Annotated in this window: 22 protein-coding genes; 12 read left to right on the forward strand and 10 right to left on the reverse strand. The window is 43.0% G+C overall.

What is annotated here, in order from left to right; all coding sequences use genetic code 11:
• The first annotated feature begins 50 nt into the window (after positions 1 to 50).
• The 5 genes from GVT53_RS15450 to GVT53_RS15470 are packed head-to-tail and all read left to right on the forward strand — an operon-like array spanning position 51 to position 3,499.
• Positions 51 to 929, forward strand: a complete 879-nt coding sequence (locus tag GVT53_RS15450; protein ID WP_166249393.1) for a cell division protein FtsX — start codon at positions 51 to 53, stop codon at positions 927 to 929.
• 9 nt (positions 930 to 938) lie between these two features.
• Positions 939 to 1,205 carry a DUF3098 domain-containing protein gene (locus tag GVT53_RS15455; protein WP_166249394.1) on the forward strand — a complete coding sequence of 89 codons (267 nt, stop codon included), beginning with the start codon at positions 939 to 941 and terminating at the stop codon, positions 1,203 to 1,205.
• Positions 1,206 to 2,000, forward strand: coding sequence for an undecaprenyl-diphosphate phosphatase (locus tag GVT53_RS15460; protein ID WP_166249395.1), 795 nt, complete (start codon positions 1,206 to 1,208; stop codon positions 1,998 to 2,000). It abuts the gene before it with no gap.
• 30 nt (positions 2,001 to 2,030) lie between these two features.
• Positions 2,031 to 2,735, forward strand: coding sequence for a tRNA pseudouridine(55) synthase TruB (truB, locus tag GVT53_RS15465; RefSeq protein WP_166249396.1), 705 nt, complete (start codon positions 2,031 to 2,033; stop codon positions 2,733 to 2,735).
• Between the two features lie 44 nt (positions 2,736 to 2,779).
• On the forward strand, positions 2,780 to 3,499 hold the full coding sequence (locus GVT53_RS15470; RefSeq protein ID WP_166249397.1) for an energy transducer TonB family protein: 720 nt from the start codon (positions 2,780 to 2,782) through the stop codon (positions 3,497 to 3,499).
• Here GVT53_RS15470 and GVT53_RS15475 read toward each other — a convergent pair.
• From GVT53_RS15475 to GVT53_RS15495, 5 genes are all read right to left on the reverse strand, one after another.
• Complete coding sequence (locus GVT53_RS15475) at positions 3,482 to 4,102, reverse strand: thioredoxin family protein (RefSeq protein ID WP_166249398.1); 621 nt, start codon at positions 4,100 to 4,102, stop codon at positions 3,482 to 3,484. The two genes, GVT53_RS15470 and GVT53_RS15475, sit on opposite strands and share 18 nt — an antisense overlap.
• Before the next feature lie 306 nt (positions 4,103 to 4,408).
• Entirely contained in the window at positions 4,409 to 5,824 is a 1,416-nt protein-coding gene (locus GVT53_RS15480; protein ID WP_166249399.1) for a TolC family protein, read from the reverse strand.
• Complete coding sequence (locus tag GVT53_RS15485; protein ID WP_166249400.1) at positions 5,808 to 7,163, reverse strand: HlyD family secretion protein; 1,356 nt, start codon at positions 7,161 to 7,163, stop codon at positions 5,808 to 5,810. Before GVT53_RS15485 ends, GVT53_RS15480 begins: the two co-directional genes overlap by 17 nt.
• Positions 7,164 to 7,168: 5 nt before the next feature.
• A complete protein-coding gene (locus tag GVT53_RS15490; RefSeq protein ID WP_166249401.1) occupies positions 7,169 to 8,836 on the reverse strand; it encodes a peptidase domain-containing ABC transporter in 1,668 nt (555 codons plus the stop codon).
• On the reverse strand, positions 8,837 to 9,514 hold the full coding sequence (locus tag GVT53_RS15495) for a TetR/AcrR family transcriptional regulator (protein WP_166250510.1): 678 nt from the start codon (positions 9,512 to 9,514) through the stop codon (positions 8,837 to 8,839). It lies immediately after the preceding gene.
• Between the two features lie 118 nt (positions 9,515 to 9,632).
• Here GVT53_RS15495 and GVT53_RS15500 point away from each other — a divergent pair, with 118 nt between their 5' ends.
• Genes GVT53_RS15500 through GVT53_RS15510 form a run of 3 tightly spaced genes read left to right on the forward strand, consistent with a single transcriptional unit; the run spans position 9,633 to position 11,440 of the window.
• A complete protein-coding gene (locus GVT53_RS15500; protein ID WP_166249402.1) occupies positions 9,633 to 10,196 on the forward strand; it encodes a DNA-3-methyladenine glycosylase I in 564 nt (187 codons plus the stop codon).
• Positions 10,183 to 10,767 carry a hypothetical protein gene (locus tag GVT53_RS15505; RefSeq protein WP_240905042.1) on the forward strand — a complete coding sequence of 195 codons (585 nt, stop codon included), beginning with the start codon at positions 10,183 to 10,185 and terminating at the stop codon, positions 10,765 to 10,767. The genes GVT53_RS15500 and GVT53_RS15505 overlap by 14 nt, the downstream gene beginning before the upstream one ends.
• A complete protein-coding gene (locus tag GVT53_RS15510; protein ID WP_240905043.1) occupies positions 10,754 to 11,440 on the forward strand; it encodes a DUF2490 domain-containing protein in 687 nt (228 codons plus the stop codon). The genes GVT53_RS15505 and GVT53_RS15510 overlap by 14 nt, the downstream gene beginning before the upstream one ends.
• On the opposite strand, the gene aat is transcribed toward GVT53_RS15510, so the two are convergent.
• Both aat and GVT53_RS15520 read right to left on the reverse strand, forming a co-directional pair.
• Complete coding sequence (aat, locus tag GVT53_RS15515) at positions 11,411 to 12,085, reverse strand: leucyl/phenylalanyl-tRNA--protein transferase (protein ID WP_166249404.1); 675 nt, start codon at positions 12,083 to 12,085, stop codon at positions 11,411 to 11,413. The two genes, GVT53_RS15510 and aat, sit on opposite strands and share 30 nt — an antisense overlap.
• A 90-nt stretch (positions 12,086 to 12,175) precedes the next feature.
• Entirely contained in the window at positions 12,176 to 12,553 is a 378-nt protein-coding gene (locus tag GVT53_RS15520; protein WP_166249405.1) for a DUF3127 domain-containing protein, read from the reverse strand.
• A 122-nt stretch (positions 12,554 to 12,675) separates the two neighbouring features.
• Between GVT53_RS15520 and GVT53_RS15525 the strand changes: the two genes are divergently transcribed.
• Entirely contained in the window at positions 12,676 to 13,821 is a 1,146-nt protein-coding gene (locus GVT53_RS15525; RefSeq protein ID WP_166249406.1) for a sensor histidine kinase, read from the forward strand.
• A 9-nt stretch (positions 13,822 to 13,830) separates the two neighbouring features.
• Complete coding sequence (locus GVT53_RS15530; RefSeq protein ID WP_166249407.1) at positions 13,831 to 14,175, forward strand: hypothetical protein; 345 nt, start codon at positions 13,831 to 13,833, stop codon at positions 14,173 to 14,175.
• Here the strand turns inward: GVT53_RS15530 and GVT53_RS15535 are convergent.
• Together GVT53_RS15535 and greA are read right to left on the reverse strand one after the other, a co-directional pair.
• Positions 14,172 to 14,561: an HIT family protein gene (locus GVT53_RS15535; RefSeq protein WP_166249408.1), complete on the reverse strand. Its 390-nt coding sequence runs from the start codon at positions 14,559 to 14,561 to the stop codon at positions 14,172 to 14,174. The two genes, GVT53_RS15530 and GVT53_RS15535, sit on opposite strands and share 4 nt — an antisense overlap.
• Before the next feature lie 68 nt (positions 14,562 to 14,629).
• A complete protein-coding gene (gene greA, locus GVT53_RS15540) occupies positions 14,630 to 15,106 on the reverse strand; it encodes a transcription elongation factor GreA (protein ID WP_166249409.1) in 477 nt (158 codons plus the stop codon).
• 186 nt (positions 15,107 to 15,292) lie between these two features.
• On the opposite strand from greA, the gene GVT53_RS15545 reads away from it, so the two are divergent.
• Positions 15,293 to 15,730, forward strand: a complete 438-nt coding sequence (locus GVT53_RS15545) for a Rieske (2Fe-2S) protein (protein ID WP_166249410.1) — start codon at positions 15,293 to 15,295, stop codon at positions 15,728 to 15,730.
• A gap of 9 nt (positions 15,731 to 15,739) precedes the next feature.
• Complete coding sequence (locus GVT53_RS15550) at positions 15,740 to 16,726, forward strand: aldo/keto reductase (RefSeq protein WP_166249411.1); 987 nt, start codon at positions 15,740 to 15,742, stop codon at positions 16,724 to 16,726.
• A 4-nt stretch (positions 16,727 to 16,730) separates the two neighbouring features.
• Here GVT53_RS15550 and GVT53_RS15555 read toward each other — a convergent pair whose 3' ends face one another.
• Positions 16,731 to 17,732, reverse strand: a complete 1,002-nt coding sequence (locus GVT53_RS15555) for a Gfo/Idh/MocA family protein (protein ID WP_166249412.1) — start codon at positions 17,730 to 17,732, stop codon at positions 16,731 to 16,733.
• Between the last annotated feature and the right edge of the window lie 33 nt (positions 17,733 to 17,765).

The following is a 17,765-nucleotide window of genomic DNA, read 5'->3' on the forward strand; positions in this document are numbered from 1 at the left end:
ATCCCCTAAATACAATTTACTTTTCTATTTTTACATACTGATTCTACTATATGAGCCAATATATTGAACGATATCAGCGTCGAAAACTGATTTCCTCCTACTTTTCCGTGGCTTTGAGCATTGCCTTAGTCCTGTTTCTTTTGGGTGTTTTGGGCCTTTTGGTGCTCAATACAAAAAAATTGGCGGATCACTTTAAGGAGCAGATCACCATTTCGGTGTTTTTGAAGGACAGTGCCAAACCTGTGGAAATAGATCAGTTGCAGAAAAGCTTGATGCTTGCCGAATACACCAAATCAGCCGAATATATTTCCAAAGAAGATGCCGCGGAACAATACAGCGAGGACATTGGTGAAAATTTTGAGGAGTTCTTGGGCTACAATCCCCTAAAAAATTCCATTGACGTAAACCTGAAGGCCGATTTCGTTTCCCCACAACAAATTGATGAGATTGCAGAAGAACTTGCGGCCAAAGCCTACGTGGACGAAGTAAGTTACGACAAACCGTTGATTTCCCTGCTCAATAACAATGCTCGAAAAATCAGTCTTTGGATATTGGTGGCCAGTGCCGTTTTTACGGTCATCGCCGTTTTGCTGATCAACAGTTCCATTCGATTGTCCATTTATTCCAAACGATTCATCATCAAAACCATGCAAATGGTGGGCGCCACCAAAACCTTTATCCGAAGGCCATTTATTTGGACGAACATTAAACTGGGGATGGCCGGAGCCTTTGTCGCCTTGATCGGGCTAGGGGTTTTGGTATATTATATCAATAAGAATTTCCCCGAACTCAATCTTTTGCAAGATTATATGGTACTTATCATTTTGTTTGTTGGTGTCTTTGGTCTGGGCGTCATCATTTCTTGGGCCAGCACCCATTTTGCAACACAACGTTTCTTAAACCTGAGAACGGACGATCTTTATTATTAACTTTGCGATATGAGCAAGAAAAACGACAACGGCAAAAAACCACCCAAAGAGTTTGTTTTCCAAAAGAAAAACTACCTCTTCCTATTTATAGGCATTGCCTTTATAGCCCTTGGATATATTTTGATGAGCGGCGGTGGAAGCGACGACCCCGAAGTGTTCAATCCCGAGATATACAATTTTAGAAGAATTCGCCTTGCGCCTACCTTGATTCTTATTGGCCTTGGCATTCAAGTATATGCGATTTTGTTGAATCCGAACAAGAAAAACAAGGAATAATTGGAATTGATCGATGCCATCATCCTTGGAATCATTCAAGGATTGACCGAATTTTTACCTGTATCCTCCAGCGGTCACTTAGAATTGGGAAAAGCTATTTTGGGAGCGCAGGCCGTTCCGGAAGAAAGCCTTTTGTTTACCGTGGTATTGCACTTTGCAACTGCCTTGAGCACCTTGGTGGTGTTCCGCAAAGATGTTTTTGACATATTGAAAGGGCTGTTCCAGTTCAAATGGAATGAAGAAACCAAATTTTCTTTAAAAATCATCATTTCTATGATTCCCGCTGCGTTGGTGGGATTGTTTCTCGAAGATTTTATCGAAGTCTTTTTTGATGGCGCCATCGTCATCGTTGGGATCATGCTGGTGATCACCGCATTTTTACTGTATTTGGCAGATTTGGCGAAGACCACCGACAAAAATGTATCCTTTCGTAGTGCTTTTGCCATTGGAATGGCACAGGCCGTGGCCATACTCCCAGGAATTTCCCGAAGTGGTGCGACGATTTCTGCTGCGGTGCTTTTGGGCGTTGACAAAACCAAATCGGCCCGGTTTTCCTTTTTGATGGTGGTTCCGTTGATTTTGGGAAAAGTCGCCAAAGATTTGATGGGTGGCGATATTGCTTTTCAGGGCGACCAGGCCGTAGCCATGGGCGCAGGTTTTGTGGCTGCATTTCTTGCAGGCCTTGCAGCTTGTACTTGGATGATCAAACTGGTACGCCAAAGCAAACTTACCTATTTTGCCATTTACTGTTTGATTGTGGGCCTCATTGCCATCGCGTGGAGCATTTGGGGATAGATCAGTATATTTGTCCAAAACCCCAAGCTTTTGAACTCCAAAGAAGATTTTTTGAACGGTCAGATTTTATTGATCGACAAACCTCTGGAATGGACTTCGTTCCAAGCAGTGAATGCCCTCAAGTGGGCCATACGTAAAAAATTCAGCCTTAAAAAGATAAAAATTGGTCACGCAGGCACCTTGGACCCCTTGGCCACAGGTCTGTTGATTATCTGTACGGGAAAATTCACCAAAAAAATCCCGGAGCTTCAAGGACAGGTCAAGGAATACACGGGAACTTTTACACTTGGTGCCACCACACCGTCCTACGATTTAGAAACCGAAGTAAACGAGACCTTTCCGACCGAACATCTATCTGATGACCAGATAAAGGCAGCCACATCAAAATTCTTGGGGGAAATAGATCAAGTACCGCCCATCTTTTCTGCCCTAAAAAAGGATGGCAAACGATTGTACGAACTTGCCCGCGAAGGAAAGCAAGTCGAAATAAAATCACGCAAAATAGAAATTCTTGAGTTTGAGATTACCCGAATAGAACTCCCCGAAGTGGATTTCAGGGTGGTGTGCAGCAAAGGGACCTATATCCGTTCCTTGGCGCACGATTTTGGCAAAGCTTTGGACTGTGGAGCCCATTTATCCAACCTCAGAAGAACCAAAATAGGTGATTTCAACGTAAATAATGCTACAAGCCCCAATGTTTTCAAGGAAAATCTTGAAGTAAACGCTTCAACCTAAAGATTGGGAAAATATTTTTGCAAAAAAGCGGTTATAATAAAACCATGAACTTAAACAAGAGCCAGTTATCACTTTTGATCACTTTCTTCGCTATGTCCATAGTGATATTATTGCTATTCAATATTCACTTAGGCGGCATACAAGAGGAAGAGTATGTCGTTGAAATGAGCTTGGCCGATGAGGATATAGAGCAACTTCTTGAAGAGGAGGAGCAACGACTGGAAGAAATGCAAGCTGCCAACGACCCCATTAAAAGCCATATGGCCTTGAACGAAACTGCAAAACCCAGCGTTGGCAATCCCGAGCCTTTAAAAACCTTGGAAGAACTAATTGAAGAAAGAGCCCTTAGCAGTGAAACGGGCGAATATGCAGACAATTCGGGTTTTGAGGAACAGTTAAAACAGCTAAAGGCCCAACGTGACGAGAAAAAAGAAAAATTGGGCGAACGCGATGCACAAAAAGAGGAGTTTACCAATTACCTGAAGGATAGACGTACTTCCATCTCCTATTCCTTGGTAGAACGAAACGCATATTACCTCCCCCCGCCCATTTATACTTGTATAGAAGGTGGTAAAGTGGTGATAAACATAACCGTGGACAATAATGGCTATGTTACCGAGGCTTCCTTTAACGATAAAAGTTCGGGGACCAGTAATGGTTGTTTAGTGGACAATGCGATTGCTTATGCCTTGAAGGCACGCTTTAGTCCAGATTCTCAAAATTCACAGATCGGAACAATTACATACCTATTTCAAAGCAAGTAGTTCCACTATATCTTCCAGAATATTTTGTCCCTTGTTCTTATTGTACCAAACCTGAAGTTCTTGTTTGAACTCATCACTTAATTTACCGTGCTCCCATTTGTAGTCCTCAACCATTAGTGTGGCAATGCTTGGTCTTGGGCCCCATTCGCCTATGATCTCATTCTTGGCTTTATCCAAAACAATCAATTTGGGAATGGAACGGGCGCCATTGGTGAGGAAAGCATCCATTAAATCGAGACTCTCGTCACGCAAAATCACTTTTAGGGAAATATTTGGACTTGCTTCGGCAATTTTATTCATAACCGGTAAACTCGCTGCGGCATCCCCACACCAGCTTTCCGTAAGCACAAGAAACACCAATTCCCTATCATAGGATTTCAGTTTTCGCTCGACTTCTTCGGAGATTTGGAATGTTTTTTCCCAACGCGACATTCGTTTATCCCCCAATTTGGTGTAATTGACATATAGTTCCGATTGATTGGGGCCGGTTGAAGCGCCTGTCATGGCCAACTTGGAGACCAACGCACGATACCTTGGATAATCCATAGCCTTTGCTAAGTACCCCTTGACCACTTCCAATTTGTTATTCTCAAGTATTTCCATAATACTATTTTTACAAAAGTAGCACCATGTATTTTATGCTTTGGTGACTTTTGTCATTGGTTGTTTGTTAGATCGAATCCTTACAAACCATTGTTGGTTTTGAACGCTTCCTAGATGCCAAAAACCGTCAATTCGAGTGAAATTCCTAAGGGATTTTGCCTACCGGCCGGCAAAGGCAGGTATCGGGAATCGGTTTTGGCTTGAAATCTTGGTTCTCGATACGATTTTTCTTTGGTTTCGACTTCGCTCAACCACCAAAAAATTACTCAAACTGACAAATTTGAATCATAAATACCATTTAGATCCTTACAATGTTTTTGGATTTATGGCCAAGCTCTTGAACAGTTTTGCCTTGGTGTAGAAAAACTTGTTCTGCATCTCGTTCTGTTTGAGATATGCATCAATAAGCTTGCTTTCCCTTGAATTGATAAGGAACAGGGAACTTTCCCCAAAACTAAACTTTCGCTCTTCTGCGTTCAGCATGGTGGTATAGTCCTTTACAATATCCGTTATCAATTGGTTTTGCTCGGTAAAGGAATCCAACTCGTTATAAATGGCTATGACCTTGTTCTGAATTTCCACTTGGGCATTGTCCCTTTCGTATTCGGCATCACGGAGCTTAAATTTGGCCAGTTTGAGGTCGCCCCGTTCCTTTCTCAAGAATATGGGCATTTGAAAACTCAATCCCGCTTTATAATTTTCGGTAACGAACGAGTTTATAAATTCGGGGGTTTCCGTCACAAAATTATACTCCGCATTTAACTTGGGGAGCAATTTATTGGCCTTCAAACGCTTGTCGACCGTAAGCCCTTCTATTTTATAATCCAGTGACAAAAGTTTGGGGTGTGTATCCAAATTGAAGCTGTCCAAAGGCACGCCTTCTATCTCCAAGGTTGTATTGATATCCATTTCGGGCTCCAAATTTGGACTTATACCTCCCTGAAGCTCAACGGGCACATCCTCGATCCATAAAAAGTTGCTCAGTTCCAGAGATTTTTTCATCAATTCCACCTTTGCCTGTTGATAACCCAAGTCTCGGTTTCGGACGGCTATTTTTGCTTCTACGGTATCGATTATGGCAATATCGCCTGCCAAGGCACTTTCTTTGATTCCTTGAAAGCGCATTTCGGCATTTTCCAGAAAATCCTTGTACACTTCGGCATCCCGGTACGCTTTTAACCAATCAAAATAGGCCAATGAAGCATTGTACAGTACCTGGTTGACCTGCAGGTCTTGATCGGCCTTGGTCTGTTCCCTAAAAAACTTGGCCTTCCTCAAGGTTGCCATTCGTTCGTTGATCCAGAATCCCTGCAGAACGGACATGGAGACCCCTGCGCTGTAGAGGCCATCTTCGGGCAAGGTTTCATCCGGGTTGATGTAAGTTCCTTCAGCTTGCTGAAAATTACCTTTGAGCTCAATACCAAACCAAGTCGGAATCTTGAAGGTGGCATTCAATCGGTCCCAGTATTCGGTGTCCTTGAACTCTTTGGTATTATAATCCACCTCAACTTTGGGGTCAAACCCTCCACGGGCCTTCATAAGCTGCGCCTGCCCCATGGCAATGTTCAACTGCGCCTGCTTTGCTATGGGGTGATATTTTTTTACATAGCCCAAATATTCCTTAAATCCCAGCACCAAAGAATCTTGCTGCGCGTAAAAAAAGCTGATGTTAAAGAAAAAGAGGGTACAACATAAAAGTAATCTTCTATTTCTTTGAAGCATTTGCACTTGTATTTTGAGGTTGATAATAATTTGGCGGGAAGCCGTTGAGCTGTCGCCACAGTTCGTACCAAATGGGAACATCTTCCAATAGGGCCATGGTACTGGCCCCGGAACCCACTCTTATATCCTTGGGCCATGGGGCCTCTTCCTCGTCCGGCGCCAAGAGCACCCTATATTTTCCATTGGGGCTGATGAAATTCTCAATGGCAACTACCTTACCGCCAAAAGTTCCGTACGACACGTTGGGCCATCCGCTAAATACGATTGCGGGCCAACCATCGAACTGGATGCGCACCTTTTCGTCCACATGTATCAAGGGAAGGTCTATGGGGTCCACAAAAGTTTCTACGGCGATATCGTAATCCGAGGGCATTATCCCCACCAATTGGGCGCCTTCTTTAAAGGTTTCCCCGATTCCCGATTGTATGGCCTTGGTGATATATCCGTTTTGCGGCGCTCTTATGTAAAGCATATCGTTCCGCATTTCGTAGTTGGTGTACTGGTTTTCGAGTTTGGTTACCTGTGCTTCCGAGTCGAACTGATTGGATTGGGCCGTATACAGATCGCTCTGCGCCTTTGATATTTTATCGGCATACTCGGCCCTGACCCTGTTAATTTCCACTTGGGCATTGATCACATCGTTTTTACTGGTAAGCAATTTGTTTTCTTGACTAATTAGCTTCGCTTGTGTTTCTTGTAATTTGAGGCGCTTCTCTTCCACATCGGTCACAGCTTTAAGTCCTTCTTCCTGTAACTTGTCCACTCGGTCAAATTGGCGCTGCGCAATCATAATATTGGTTTTTGCGGCCTCCAAATCAATACTATCGCTTTTTACCTTCAATTTGGATTGTATGAGTTTGTTCCGAGCTTGCTCCAGTTTGAGTCCCAGCTCATTATTGAGGGCATTGATCTGCTGGTTCAGGGCCTTTACCTTTTCTTGGTAGGAAGTGACCGACATATTTTTTGCCTTTATCTGCTTCCCGGTACGCTCTACCAAATCGGGGTCGAAATACTCGCTCTTTATCTCGGAGATATGCAAAATGGTATCCCCTTTTTTCACATATTCGCCTTCTCTCACAAACCACCTTTCAATCCGCCCGGGTATTGGCGACTGAATGGTTTGTGGCCTTTGGTCCGGGGTCAAGGTGGTAAGGTAGCCCCTGCCGGATATATTCTGGGTCCATGGCAAAAACATCATAAAGACCGCAATAATGGAAAAAGAAGCCAAAAAGCGGTTGAACTGCTTATAATGCCTTTTATGGAAGACCTTTTTTCCAGCTTCATAACCGGAAAGGTCCACCTTCTCGTTCAATTTATTATTTGAAGAAATATTGAGCATGAACTTTATTTTATGTTGATCAATTTACCTTTGTCCATTCGTATGATTTCGTTGCAGCGGCTTGCCCATTTGGGGTTTTCACTAACCACCACCAAGGCCCATCCGTTGGCGGGATCCGCCAAAAAGTCCATCATTTTTTCGGTGTCATCTTCACCGTACTGTTCCAATGGGTCTTTTAATATCATTAGTTTGGGCCTTGTAACGATGCTTCGGGCCAGCACAATTTTTCTGGATATAAAATCGGGTATTTTTTTACCCTCGGGATACAAAATGGTTTTGAGGCCTTGGGGCTGCTCCTTTACAAACTGCGTAAGGCTCACTTTGTCCAATGCCCAGTACACATCTTCTATTGGGATGTCCTTGTTCCCAAAGGTGATGTTGTTCAGCAGGGTGCCTTCAAAAGGGTACTCCTCGGTGAGCGAGTGTCCCAGATAAGAACGGTACTTGCTCAACTTGATTCCTTGCAGCGCCACATTGTTTACATATATTTTTCCTTCATCCGGTTCTAGGATACCTGCTATCATCCGCAATAGGGTGGACCTCCCGGAACCGCTTTTTCCCTGTATTAACAATCTAGTATCCGGACGAATGGTGAGCGAGAGATGGTCTATGATCTTTTTGTCCAAGCCAGGGACTTTGTAAACGATATCTTCTAGTTCCACGGTCAACCCTTCCCCTTCCTTAAATGGGGTTTCCCCGGTCTGTGGCTCCAATTCCTTATCCACCACCTGACCCATTTTTTCCAAAGATGTCAAGAGGTCGTACACAGTCTCCAAGCCCAAAATCATTTTCTCCACAGAGCTTATGACCAATAGGATGATGATTTCTGCCGCTACGAATTGACCAATGTTCATCTGTTGCTCCAGCACAAGTAATCCACCGATCAGCAATAGGCCGGCCGTTACCAGCACCTTAAAGCCTATCATTTGAATAAATTGCATCACCAGGACCCTAAAGTGACTCTCCCTGGCCTCTAAATATTCATCCACCAAAGTATCGTTCTTCTCCAAGGCATGCGATGTTTTTCCTGAAAGCTTGAAACTGATAATGGAACGTGCGATTTCCTGGACCCAATGTGCCACTTTGTATTTGATCTTGGATTCTTCCAAACTTGTATCGAGCCCGCGTTGTGCCGTAAACTTGAACACTATGTAAATGAGCAGGAGCAACAACAGCCCATAAATAATGAAGAAGGGGTGGTAAAAGGACAACAGCAACAATCCGAATATGATCTGTAATAACGCGGCCGGAAAGTCGATGAGTATCTTGGACAGAGATTTTTGTACCGTGAGGGTATCAAAAAAGCGGTTTGCCAACTCTGGCGGGTAATAATAGCGGAGTTCGCTCATTTTGATCTTTGGAAACCGATAGGCAAATTCAAAAGAAGACCTGGTAAATATTTTTTGCTGAAGGTTCTCAATGATCCGTATCTGCATCAGCTGTAACACTCCCACAAAAGCGACCCCCATGGTAACCAAAACCACAAGCACGATCCAGGATGTGCTTACCCTGGCCCCCTGAATGAGGTTGATGATCGCCTGTATGCCCAGTGGCAAGGACAGGTTTACCAAACCAGCAAAAATAGCATAGTAAAAAATCTGAAAAACATCTTTTTTATCCAAGGTCAGGAGACCCATTAAGCGCTGCCATGCCGTAAGTATTTTTTTAGCCATTTATTTTTTATTTAGTGTGCGGAATATGAGATCTTTAAAAAACTCGGTCGGTGTAATTGTTTTGTTGCAGTTGGTAAGCGTTGGGAAATGTTCCTTTAAAAAATATTGGTGGAGCGATCCCTCCATTACATTGCTCGCCAAACTTATCGGATAAGGATAGGTGGCATCCACAGCGGTGATCATCTCACTCAACCGGTTGACCAACCTTTTACAAACAATAAAAAAACTATCCTTGTCCTCTTGGTTAATCTCTTTGACCAAGTATGATTTTGAGTATTCGTTGATAATGATCCTATTGAGCACCACCTCGTTAACGTGGGATATGGTGCTGTCCTCCTCCACGTTCTGCGTTAATATCTCAACGCCTTTCTCCAACTTTTTAACCGGATCGGAAATGCCGTTGGTCGCAAACACCATTCTGTATTCCACCCAACCCCAATACCATGTGGCCAAATACAGCAACAATTTATGCTTGTTTTCAAAATACCTATAAATCGAGCTTTCGTTGGAATTTATGGTAGCACCCAATTTTTTGAAGTTAAAATGATCAAAACCTATTTCATCGATCATCAAAATACTGTGTTCAATAATATTCTTGCCCAAAGCCGAGGACTCCGGATCTTTAATGTAAAGCTTTTCATTTACCCCTATTTTCAGGGACTGCATCAATACGTCCATCATACATCACTTTTAAAAATTACCCTCGCGAATATAAAAGTATTACTATTAACATTTAACACTTTAACTTTCAATTAACTCTGGTGTTTTTCCTTTATTTTTGATTAAAATTGTTTTGATGGACAAACATAGATGCGGATGGTGTATTGGCGACCCATTGTATGAAGCTTACCACGATACGGAATGGGGCGTTCCAGTCAGAGATGACGAAACCCTTTTCGAGTTTTTGATCCTGGAGACCTTTCAAGCTGGCCTAAGCTGGATAACCGTATTGCGAAAACGGGAAAACTTCAGGAACGCTTTCGATCAATTTGATTATAGAAAGATCGCCGATTACGATCAAATTAAAATTGACGAACTCTTACAGGACCCGGGAATCATCAGAAATAAATTAAAAGTGAAGGCCACCGTTTCCAATGCAAGGGCATTTATGGAAATTCAAAAGGAGTTTGGCAGTTTCAGTAAATACATCTGGGGGTTCGTGAACGATGAGCCCATTAAAAACGAGTTGAAAAACTACAAAAATGCTCCGGCAACGACCGAATTATCGGATGCGATAAGCAAAGATTTAAAAAAACGTGGCTTCAAGTTTGTGGGGAGTACCGTAATGTATGCGCACATGCAGGCAACGGGCATGGTGAACGACCACGAAGTAAACTGTTTTAGATATGATGAAGTATAACCAAACATTACTGCTTGTATTCGCAATTGTGCAACTAGGTGCTGCACAAGATAAGTACGAGCAGGAGTCAAGAATAGATAAAGAAGAGTTTCCCAGTAGGTCATTTTCTCTAATTGAGGATTACCTGAAAAATGCGAGGAGGGTACGTTTTTATAAGGAAACGGACAGTACCAAACTGAGTTACGAGGCCAAGTTCAAAAAAGATAGACTACGGTATAGCGTGGAATTCGATAAAAATGGGGCTTTGGAAGACGTGGAATTTATCATCAAGGAACGGGACATTCCAAACGATACTTGGAACGCCATTGTATCCCACCTTAAAAAAAACCACGCCAAATACAGGATAAAAAAAATACAGCAACAACACCCGGTGAAAAATGGCCAATCCGAAGAAAAGACTTTGCACAACGCTTTTCAGAACCTGATTTTGCCCGAAGTAAACTATGAGTTGGTCTTTTCGGCCAAAGAAAAAAGGGACTACCAAGAGTATGAGGCCCTATTCGATTCGGAAGGCCAACCGATCCGGGTCCGAAAATCCTTTCCACCAAGTTATGACCATGTACTGTACTAAGTGGTTTTTGATCGTATTGCTGCTTTTACCATTGGCCACGGTCGGCGCCCAAACAAACCTGACCGGATATTGGCAACCGCAAGTCGCCGCCAATTACAAAGTAACGGGTACGTATTCCCATAACTTTTCGTTGGCCAGCCGTAACTATATCTACGACGACGAAGCACTTACATTACGTGTTAGGCAATTGGACCTTGCCCATTTTTCCAAACTAAAGGTTCGCGATGACCAAAGTATAGCGTTCGGTATCCAGTACAGGTTCAGGAACAATTTTGAAAAAAGCAGGGAAAACGAACTGCGCCTTACCCAACAATACAATATTACCAACAAGCCTTTTGCCATAAGATACGGCCACAGGGTACGAACGGAGCAACGAATCACCAACTCATTGACCACCCACAGGTTCCGGTATAGGTTTGCGGTGGATTTTCCATTGATGGGAGAAAAATTGAATGTCGGAGAGCCTTATTTTGTAGGGAGCCTTGAAAACTTGTTGAGTGTGGCCAAGAACAATTCGCCAGAATATGATGCACGCCTATCGGGCCAGATCGGTTGGGAATTGAACCGTGGATTGAAACTTCAAATGGGCGTGGAATACCGTATGGAGGATTACAGCTCCAGCCTGCCACAGAACATTTTGTTTTTACTGACGAGTGCGCAACTGTCCCTGTAAAATTTTTACGAACTGCTTTCTTGAGATCATTTCCGCACCAAGGCCCTCCAAATGATCGGTGTGCACTTGGCAATCAATAATTTGGTAGCCTTTGGCATTACATTGCTGTGCCATTTTTATGAACGCATATTTGGATGCATTGGGCCTCAGACTGAACATACTTTCCCCACAAAAAACATGGCCTAGGTCAACTCCGTAAAGTCCGCCTACCAAATTCCCGTCTTCCCAAACTTCGAAGGATTTGGCATGCCCATTTTTGTAGAGCTTCATATAAGCTGTTTTCATTTCGGGCGTGATCCAGGTTCCGTCCTGCCCCTTTCGTTCAATTTGGGCACAATAATCGATCACCTGTTCAAAACAAGTGTTCTGGGTCAAGGTAAATATATTGTCCCGGATTACTTTTCTCATGCTTTTGGACACTTTTACCTTTTCTGGAAAAAGTACCATTCTTGGGTCGGGAGTCCACCAAAGAATCAAGGAATCATCGTTAAACCAAGGAAAAATCCCGTTTTTATAGGCCAACAACAATCTTTCGGGCGATAGATCGCCCCCCACTGCAAGCAATCCATCCCCACTGGCGGTATCAACGGGAGGAAATTCCAGCCTCTTGCTCAAAAAATGTAGGGGCGTATGTTCCACAATCAATTTTTTCTAAAAATACAAATCGGCCAAAAAACTAAAAAATCCAGACATGGAGCCTGGATTTTCAAAATTTATCGTGTTACGGAACCTTTATCAGAAAGGAAGATCGTCGTGATCCTCTTCATTGTAATCGTCGGCAGGCTCAAAAGCTTCCATTGGCGGAACGGGAGGCATATTGTCGCCTGCGGGCTCAGACTGAAGGTTCTCAATCCGCCATCCTTGGATAGAGTTGAAATATTTGGTCTCTCCTTGTGGATTGACCCACTCCCTACCTCTTAGATTGATGCTGATCTTCACCATTTGACCAACGGAATAATTATTTAGCAAGTCGCACTTATCTTGAACAAACTCGACCAATATATGTTGTGGGTATTGCTCTTCAGTAGTTACGACCACCTCTCTTTTTCTAAAACCATTGTTCCCGTAGGTCTTGGTTTCATCTATCATTTTGATTCTTCCCTGAACTTCCATGCAATGTTAATTTTTGTTGAAAACTCAAAAGTACATAAAATGAATTCCATGGAGAGCCGTTATTTAAACTAACTATCAACATGTTTTCCAATTCCCTATCTTTAAAAAGAATTTGACCACCAATGAACTTTAGTACCAAGCGGAAAACTTCCAATATTACCTTGCTGATCGCGGCCTTCATTATTGTGAGTCTTATTTTATGGAACACCAATAGTTTCTTCAGAAAATTTAAGGAAGAAGAGCGGTTAAAAATGGAAATTTGGGCAACGGCCCAATTGGAGCTGATCCAATCCTCCGTAGATCAGGAACTGGGGAACCTCACCCTTAAAGTACTGGGCAACAACACCTCTACCCCAATGATCTTGGTAAACGAAGAGGGATCGTACAAGACCCATAACATTCCCGAAGAAAAGGTGGCCGACAGTGTATATATCCAGAAAAAGATAGCTCAGTTCAGAAACGAGAACGAACCGATACAGATCATTCAAGAAGATGAGTTGCTCGAAACTTTGTACTACGGGAATTCGGAGGTGCTCAACAAGCTGAAGTATTACCCACTGGCCCTTTTGTTGATCATTTTTTTGTTCGGTGCGGTGATCTTCTTTTTCTTCCGTACCAACAAGGCCTCGGAACAGAACAAGCTTTGGGCGGGGATGGCCAAGGAAACGGCGCATCAAATCGGGACCCCCCTTACATCGTTGTTGGGTTGGAACGAACTCTTGAAGTCCGAGGACATCAATCCCGAAGTGACCCAAGAGATTGCAAAGGACATTGACCGGTTGGAAACCATTACGGAGCGTTTTTCCAAAATCGGTTCCGTTCCAGAACTACGCGTACACGATATTGTTACAGAGACCAAAAAAGCATACGACTATCTAAAACAACGCAGTTCCAAACTGGTCCATTTTTCCTTTAGTTCCGATGTGGATGGGGCCAATGTGCTCATGAATCCGCCTTTGTACAACTGGAGTATCGAGAACTTGGTAAAAAACGGCATCGATGCCATGAAAGGAAAGGGCAATATTGCCATACAAATTGAAAAGAAAGGCCAGAACATCCATATTTTGGTATCAGATACGGGCCATGGGATTCCAAAAAGCGACTTCCAGAACATTTTTAACCCAGGTGTCACCTCTAAGCAAAGAGGCTGGGGATTAGGCCTTTCGTTAGTAAAAAGAATTGTTGAAGAGTACCATAAAGGAAAAATTAAAGTATTTTCGTCCAGTAGAGAAGGAACTATCATGCAAATTACGCTGCGAGCACTATAAATTGAAATTATGGCCAAAGAAAAGCAACTCGTAATACAAGAAGCTGATATCACCAACAATTGCCCCAAATGTTTTAATCAGGAACTTACGATTACGTTTTACCAGAAACACACCTTTAACGCACTTTATCATAGAACTACCGGTGTTGTCACCAACGAGATCAAATGCAAAAAATGCAATTCCACCATATACCCTGTGGACTGGACACCGGATATTGAGCGTGTTTATGAATACTACAACAAACTGGTAAAACCGGATAGGCCCGCTGTACGCTTTACCATGCTGTTTTTTACCATTTTAATTTTGATGTTATGCCTTGCGGCGGCAGGTGTGTACTTTTATTTAGAAGGCTAAAGGTTTGACCTGATGGCCCTTGCCACCTCCTCAAATTCTTTTTGGGTAAATTCTTCCTTATGCTGAAAAGTGGCGTTTGCCATACTTTGGAGCGGGATAAGGTGCACATGCACATGGGGCACTTCCAACCCGATCACCGACATTCCCACCCGCTTACAGGGCACGGCCTTTTGAATGGCGATACCCACCTTTCTTGAAAATGCCATTAACTTGGTGTAGGATTCCTCATCAAGGTCCAAGATTTTGTCCACTTCCTTTTTGGGAACACATAAAGTATGTCCCTTGGCGTTGGGGTTGATGTCCAAAAAAGCATAATTATCATCATCTTCGGCAATTTTATAAGAAGGTATTTCCCCGCTGATGATCTTGGTAAAGATACTGGCCATTTTGATTCAGTTTTAAAATAAAAAATCCCGTTTAACAACGGGATTAAATATAACCAATAAAGCGGCTCTTACTCTCTTGTAATCTCTAAAATTTCGAATTTCAAGGTTCCGTTCGGCACCTTGATCTCTGCCACGTCGCCCACTTTTTTACCCAACAATCCTTTTCCAATGGGAGATGTAACGGAAATTTTACCTGTTTTTAGATCCGCTTCGCTCTCTGCCACCAAAGTATACTTCATCTCCATGCCGTTGGTTTGGTTTTTGAGCTTCACCGTCGATAGCACCAATATTTTGGAGTTGTCCAACTGGGATTCATCGATCAAACGGGCATTGGCCAAGGTCTCTTCCATTTTGGAAATCTTCATTTCCAAAAGGCCCTGGGCTTCTTTGGCGGCATCATATTCCGCGTTTTCGGAAAGATCTCCTTTATCCCTTGCTTCTGCAATGGCCTGAGAGGCTTTGGGACGTTCCACATCTTTTAAGTGGTTCAGTTCGTCCCTCAATTTCTTTAATCCTTCGGGTGTATAGTATGAAACTTTGCTCATAACGTTAATTTTTAATACAAAGAGGCATTGAAGAAAATCAAAAAATTTCCCCAATGTACTCTTCCTCTACAAATACAAAAAATCCTCAACGATGCCCATGACCTGCATGGTTTTTGCGAGGATTTAACGCAAATATAGAGAATTTTTGATCAACTTTGTCGCCATAATCCACTGAAACAATCTAACATGAAGCACTTCTGGGGCGTCGTTCTTTTGGCACTTATTTTATCCTGCAGCTCGGATAGCACCAACAGAAATCCATATTTACAAGAGGTACGGTTTCGTTTTGAATTGAACCTAAATCTCCCGCTCTACAATGACCTCAACAACATTGGAAACCCTGTTTATGTGGGCAACAATGGCGTGGGAACCCGTGGTGCATTTGTTATCAAATCCAGCTTGGATACCTATTATGCTTTTGAGGCGAGTTGCCCCAACCATGCACCAAACGAATGCTCTACCATGACTATCGAGGGGCAAAACGCAGTTTGCGGTTGTGAAGGCTACACCTACAATCTTTTTACGGGACAGCAATTGGACAGGCCCGATGATGGAAACCGGTACTACGATTTACTTTTTTACAGGGCTACACAAAGTGGGAATGTTGTGATAATCTCGAACTAAATTTTAAGGATGAAATATAGAAGACTGGGCAAAACAGGCATCAATGTCTCCGAAATCTCTCTGGGCACATGGCAGGTAGGAGGAAAATGGGGCTCTGGTTTTGATGATGCCCTAGCCGAAAAGATAATAAACGAAGCCATAGATGCGGGGGTAAACTTTATAGACACCGCAGATGTTTATGAGGCCGGTGCTAGTGAAGCTGCAGTGGGCCGAGTGGTAAAATCCAGATCGGAAGAAGTTTTTGTGGCCACTAAATGTGGCAGGCAAATAAATCCCCATGTTAACGAAGGCTATACTGTGGACGTACTCCGAAAATATGTGGAGGACAGTTTAAAAAATACTGGGATGGATTGTTTGGATTTAATCCAACTACATTGCCCGCCCACCGAAGTTTTTTATAGGCCTGAAATTTTTGAACTGTTCGACCGATTAAGGGAAGAGGGTAAAATAAAGAACCTTGGTGTTAGTATAGAAAAGGTAGAGGAAGGCCTAAAGGCGATGGAATACCCAAATGTAAGCACGGTTCAAATTATCTTCAATATGTTCCGGCAGCGTCCTTCGGAATTGTTTTTTGAAAAAGTACAGAAGAAGGATATCGGTGTAATCGTCCGCGTGCCTTTGGCCAGTGGACTACTTACCGGGAAATTTTCTTCGGACTCCACTTTTGACGAAGAAGACCACAGGAAGTTTAACAGAGATGGTGCAGCTTTTGATAAAGGAGAAACCTTTAGCGGTGTCCCTTTTGAAGTAGGATTACAAGCTGTTGAAGAACTCAAAAAAGTATTTCCCGAAAGAAAAAACCTAGCACCCATGGCTCTACGATGGATATTGGATTTCCCCGAGGTCAGTTGTATTATTCCAGGGGCATCAAAAGAAGAACACCTGAAAAGCAATCTTGAAGCGGTGAAATTACCCTCGCTCACAAAAGAGGAAAAAGCAGCTGTAAACCAAATATACCACGAATACATAAAAAAACACGTGCACCAACTTTGGTAATAGATCAGAGTTTTCCCAAAATTTCTTCCATTACCCAACTGGTATGCAGACCGGTCGTTCCAGTTGAGGGATGCCTTCCTTGTCCTTGAAGATGATTTTTTATATTCTCTACATGGAACTCTTGAATGTGTTCTGGGTGCGGAATATTCAAAATTTGATGCCCCAAAGCATTTTGAAGCTCAACGGGTGCTTCGTCCAAAACGGCAAAACGAATGCTTCCCTTGGAACCCATAATTTCGACCTTATCGGTTCGGTGGTACGTTCCAAAGTTCCAGTTGCCTGTTCCTGTAATCCCTCCCTCGTGTATCCAATTTGCCGTTATGGCATCAAAAGCGGAATACAATCCAATTTGGTTCGTGCAAAAACCATTGGCCTCTTCAATATCACCCAATAAAAAGGTGAACAAGTCCAACCCATGACTGGCCAAATCATCAAAATATCCGCCACGGGCAATTGCCGCATCGGTTCTCCAGTTATATGCTTTGCTTAGATCAATATCACTTGGCGGTTTGGTCTTTTGCCAGTGAATATGTCTCACTTCACCTATTTGCCCACCATCCAACCATTCTTTGATTTTAAGAAATCTGGGCAGTGAACGGCGGTAGTACGCTATAAAAAGCGGTATTCCTTTATCCACGAAGGCATTATAAATGGCCAAACTATCTTTGTAGGTAGGCGCCATGGGTTTTTCCACACAACAGGGTTTTCCGGCTGCGGCCACTTTTAATGCATACAATTTATGGGTATCGGGCGGCGTGGCAATATATACGGCATCAACCTTTGGGTTGTTGATCAGCTCATCGGCATTGGTGGTCCAATTGGGTATATGATGTCTTTTGGCATAATCTTCAACCTTTTTAGGGTTTCTCCGCATTACCATGGCCACTTCAAAACCTGAGGTCGTTTTAAAGGCTGGCACGCTTTTTTTTTCGGTAACGGCGCCACAACCGATCACTCCCCAACGAAGGGGTTTTTCTGCTGAAAAATTAAAACGGGATTCTGTCATTACGGTTAAAATTACAGAATCCCGTTCAAAACC

Source organism: Flagellimonas oceani, from assembly GCF_011068285.1.
In the GTDB taxonomy this organism is placed as follows: Bacteria; Bacteroidota; Bacteroidia; order Flavobacteriales; family Flavobacteriaceae; genus Flagellimonas; species Flagellimonas oceani.

Excerpts from the sequence above, each read along its gene's own strand:
- GVT53_RS15470 (WP_166249397.1), top strand. The coding sequence starts at position 2,780 with ATGAACTTAAACAAGAGCCAGTTATCACTTTTGATCACTTTCTTCGCT.
- GVT53_RS15520 (WP_166249405.1), bottom strand. The coding sequence starts at position 12,553 with ATGGAAGTTCAGGGAAGAATCAAAATGATAGATGAAACCAAGACCTAC.
- GVT53_RS15505 (WP_240905042.1), top strand. The coding sequence starts at position 10,183 with ATGATGAAGTATAACCAAACATTACTGCTTGTATTCGCAATTGTGCAA.
- GVT53_RS15480 (WP_166249399.1), bottom strand. The coding sequence starts at position 5,824 with ATGCTTCAAAGAAATAGAAGATTACTTTTATGTTGTACCCTCTTTTTC.
- GVT53_RS15535 (WP_166249408.1), bottom strand. The coding sequence starts at position 14,561 with ATGGCCAGTATCTTTACCAAGATCATCAGCGGGGAAATACCTTCTTAT.
- GVT53_RS15475 (WP_166249398.1), bottom strand. The coding sequence starts at position 4,102 with ATGGAAATACTTGAGAATAACAAATTGGAAGTGGTCAAGGGGTACTTA.
- GVT53_RS15525 (WP_166249406.1), top strand. The coding sequence starts at position 12,676 with ATGAACTTTAGTACCAAGCGGAAAACTTCCAATATTACCTTGCTGATC.
- GVT53_RS15485 (WP_166249400.1), bottom strand. The coding sequence starts at position 7,163 with ATGCTCAATATTTCTTCAAATAATAAATTGAACGAGAAGGTGGACCTT.
- GVT53_RS15550 (WP_166249411.1), top strand. The coding sequence starts at position 15,740 with ATGAAATATAGAAGACTGGGCAAAACAGGCATCAATGTCTCCGAAATC.
- GVT53_RS15510 (WP_240905043.1), top strand. The coding sequence starts at position 10,754 with ATGTACTGTACTAAGTGGTTTTTGATCGTATTGCTGCTTTTACCATTG.
- GVT53_RS15500 (WP_166249402.1), top strand. The coding sequence starts at position 9,633 with ATGGACAAACATAGATGCGGATGGTGTATTGGCGACCCATTGTATGAA.
- GVT53_RS15555 (WP_166249412.1), bottom strand. The coding sequence starts at position 17,732 with ATGACAGAATCCCGTTTTAATTTTTCAGCAGAAAAACCCCTTCGTTGG.
- GVT53_RS15545 (WP_166249410.1), top strand. The coding sequence starts at position 15,293 with ATGAAGCACTTCTGGGGCGTCGTTCTTTTGGCACTTATTTTATCCTGC.
- GVT53_RS15490 (WP_166249401.1), bottom strand. The coding sequence starts at position 8,836 with ATGGCTAAAAAAATACTTACGGCATGGCAGCGCTTAATGGGTCTCCTG.
- GVT53_RS15450 (WP_166249393.1), top strand. The coding sequence starts at position 51 with ATGAGCCAATATATTGAACGATATCAGCGTCGAAAACTGATTTCCTCC.
- greA (WP_166249409.1), bottom strand. The coding sequence starts at position 15,106 with ATGAGCAAAGTTTCATACTATACACCCGAAGGATTAAAGAAATTGAGG.
- GVT53_RS15455 (WP_166249394.1), top strand. The coding sequence starts at position 939 with ATGAGCAAGAAAAACGACAACGGCAAAAAACCACCCAAAGAGTTTGTT.
- GVT53_RS15530 (WP_166249407.1), top strand. The coding sequence starts at position 13,831 with ATGGCCAAAGAAAAGCAACTCGTAATACAAGAAGCTGATATCACCAAC.
- GVT53_RS15495 (WP_166250510.1), bottom strand. The coding sequence starts at position 9,514 with ATGGACGTATTGATGCAGTCCCTGAAAATAGGGGTAAATGAAAAGCTT.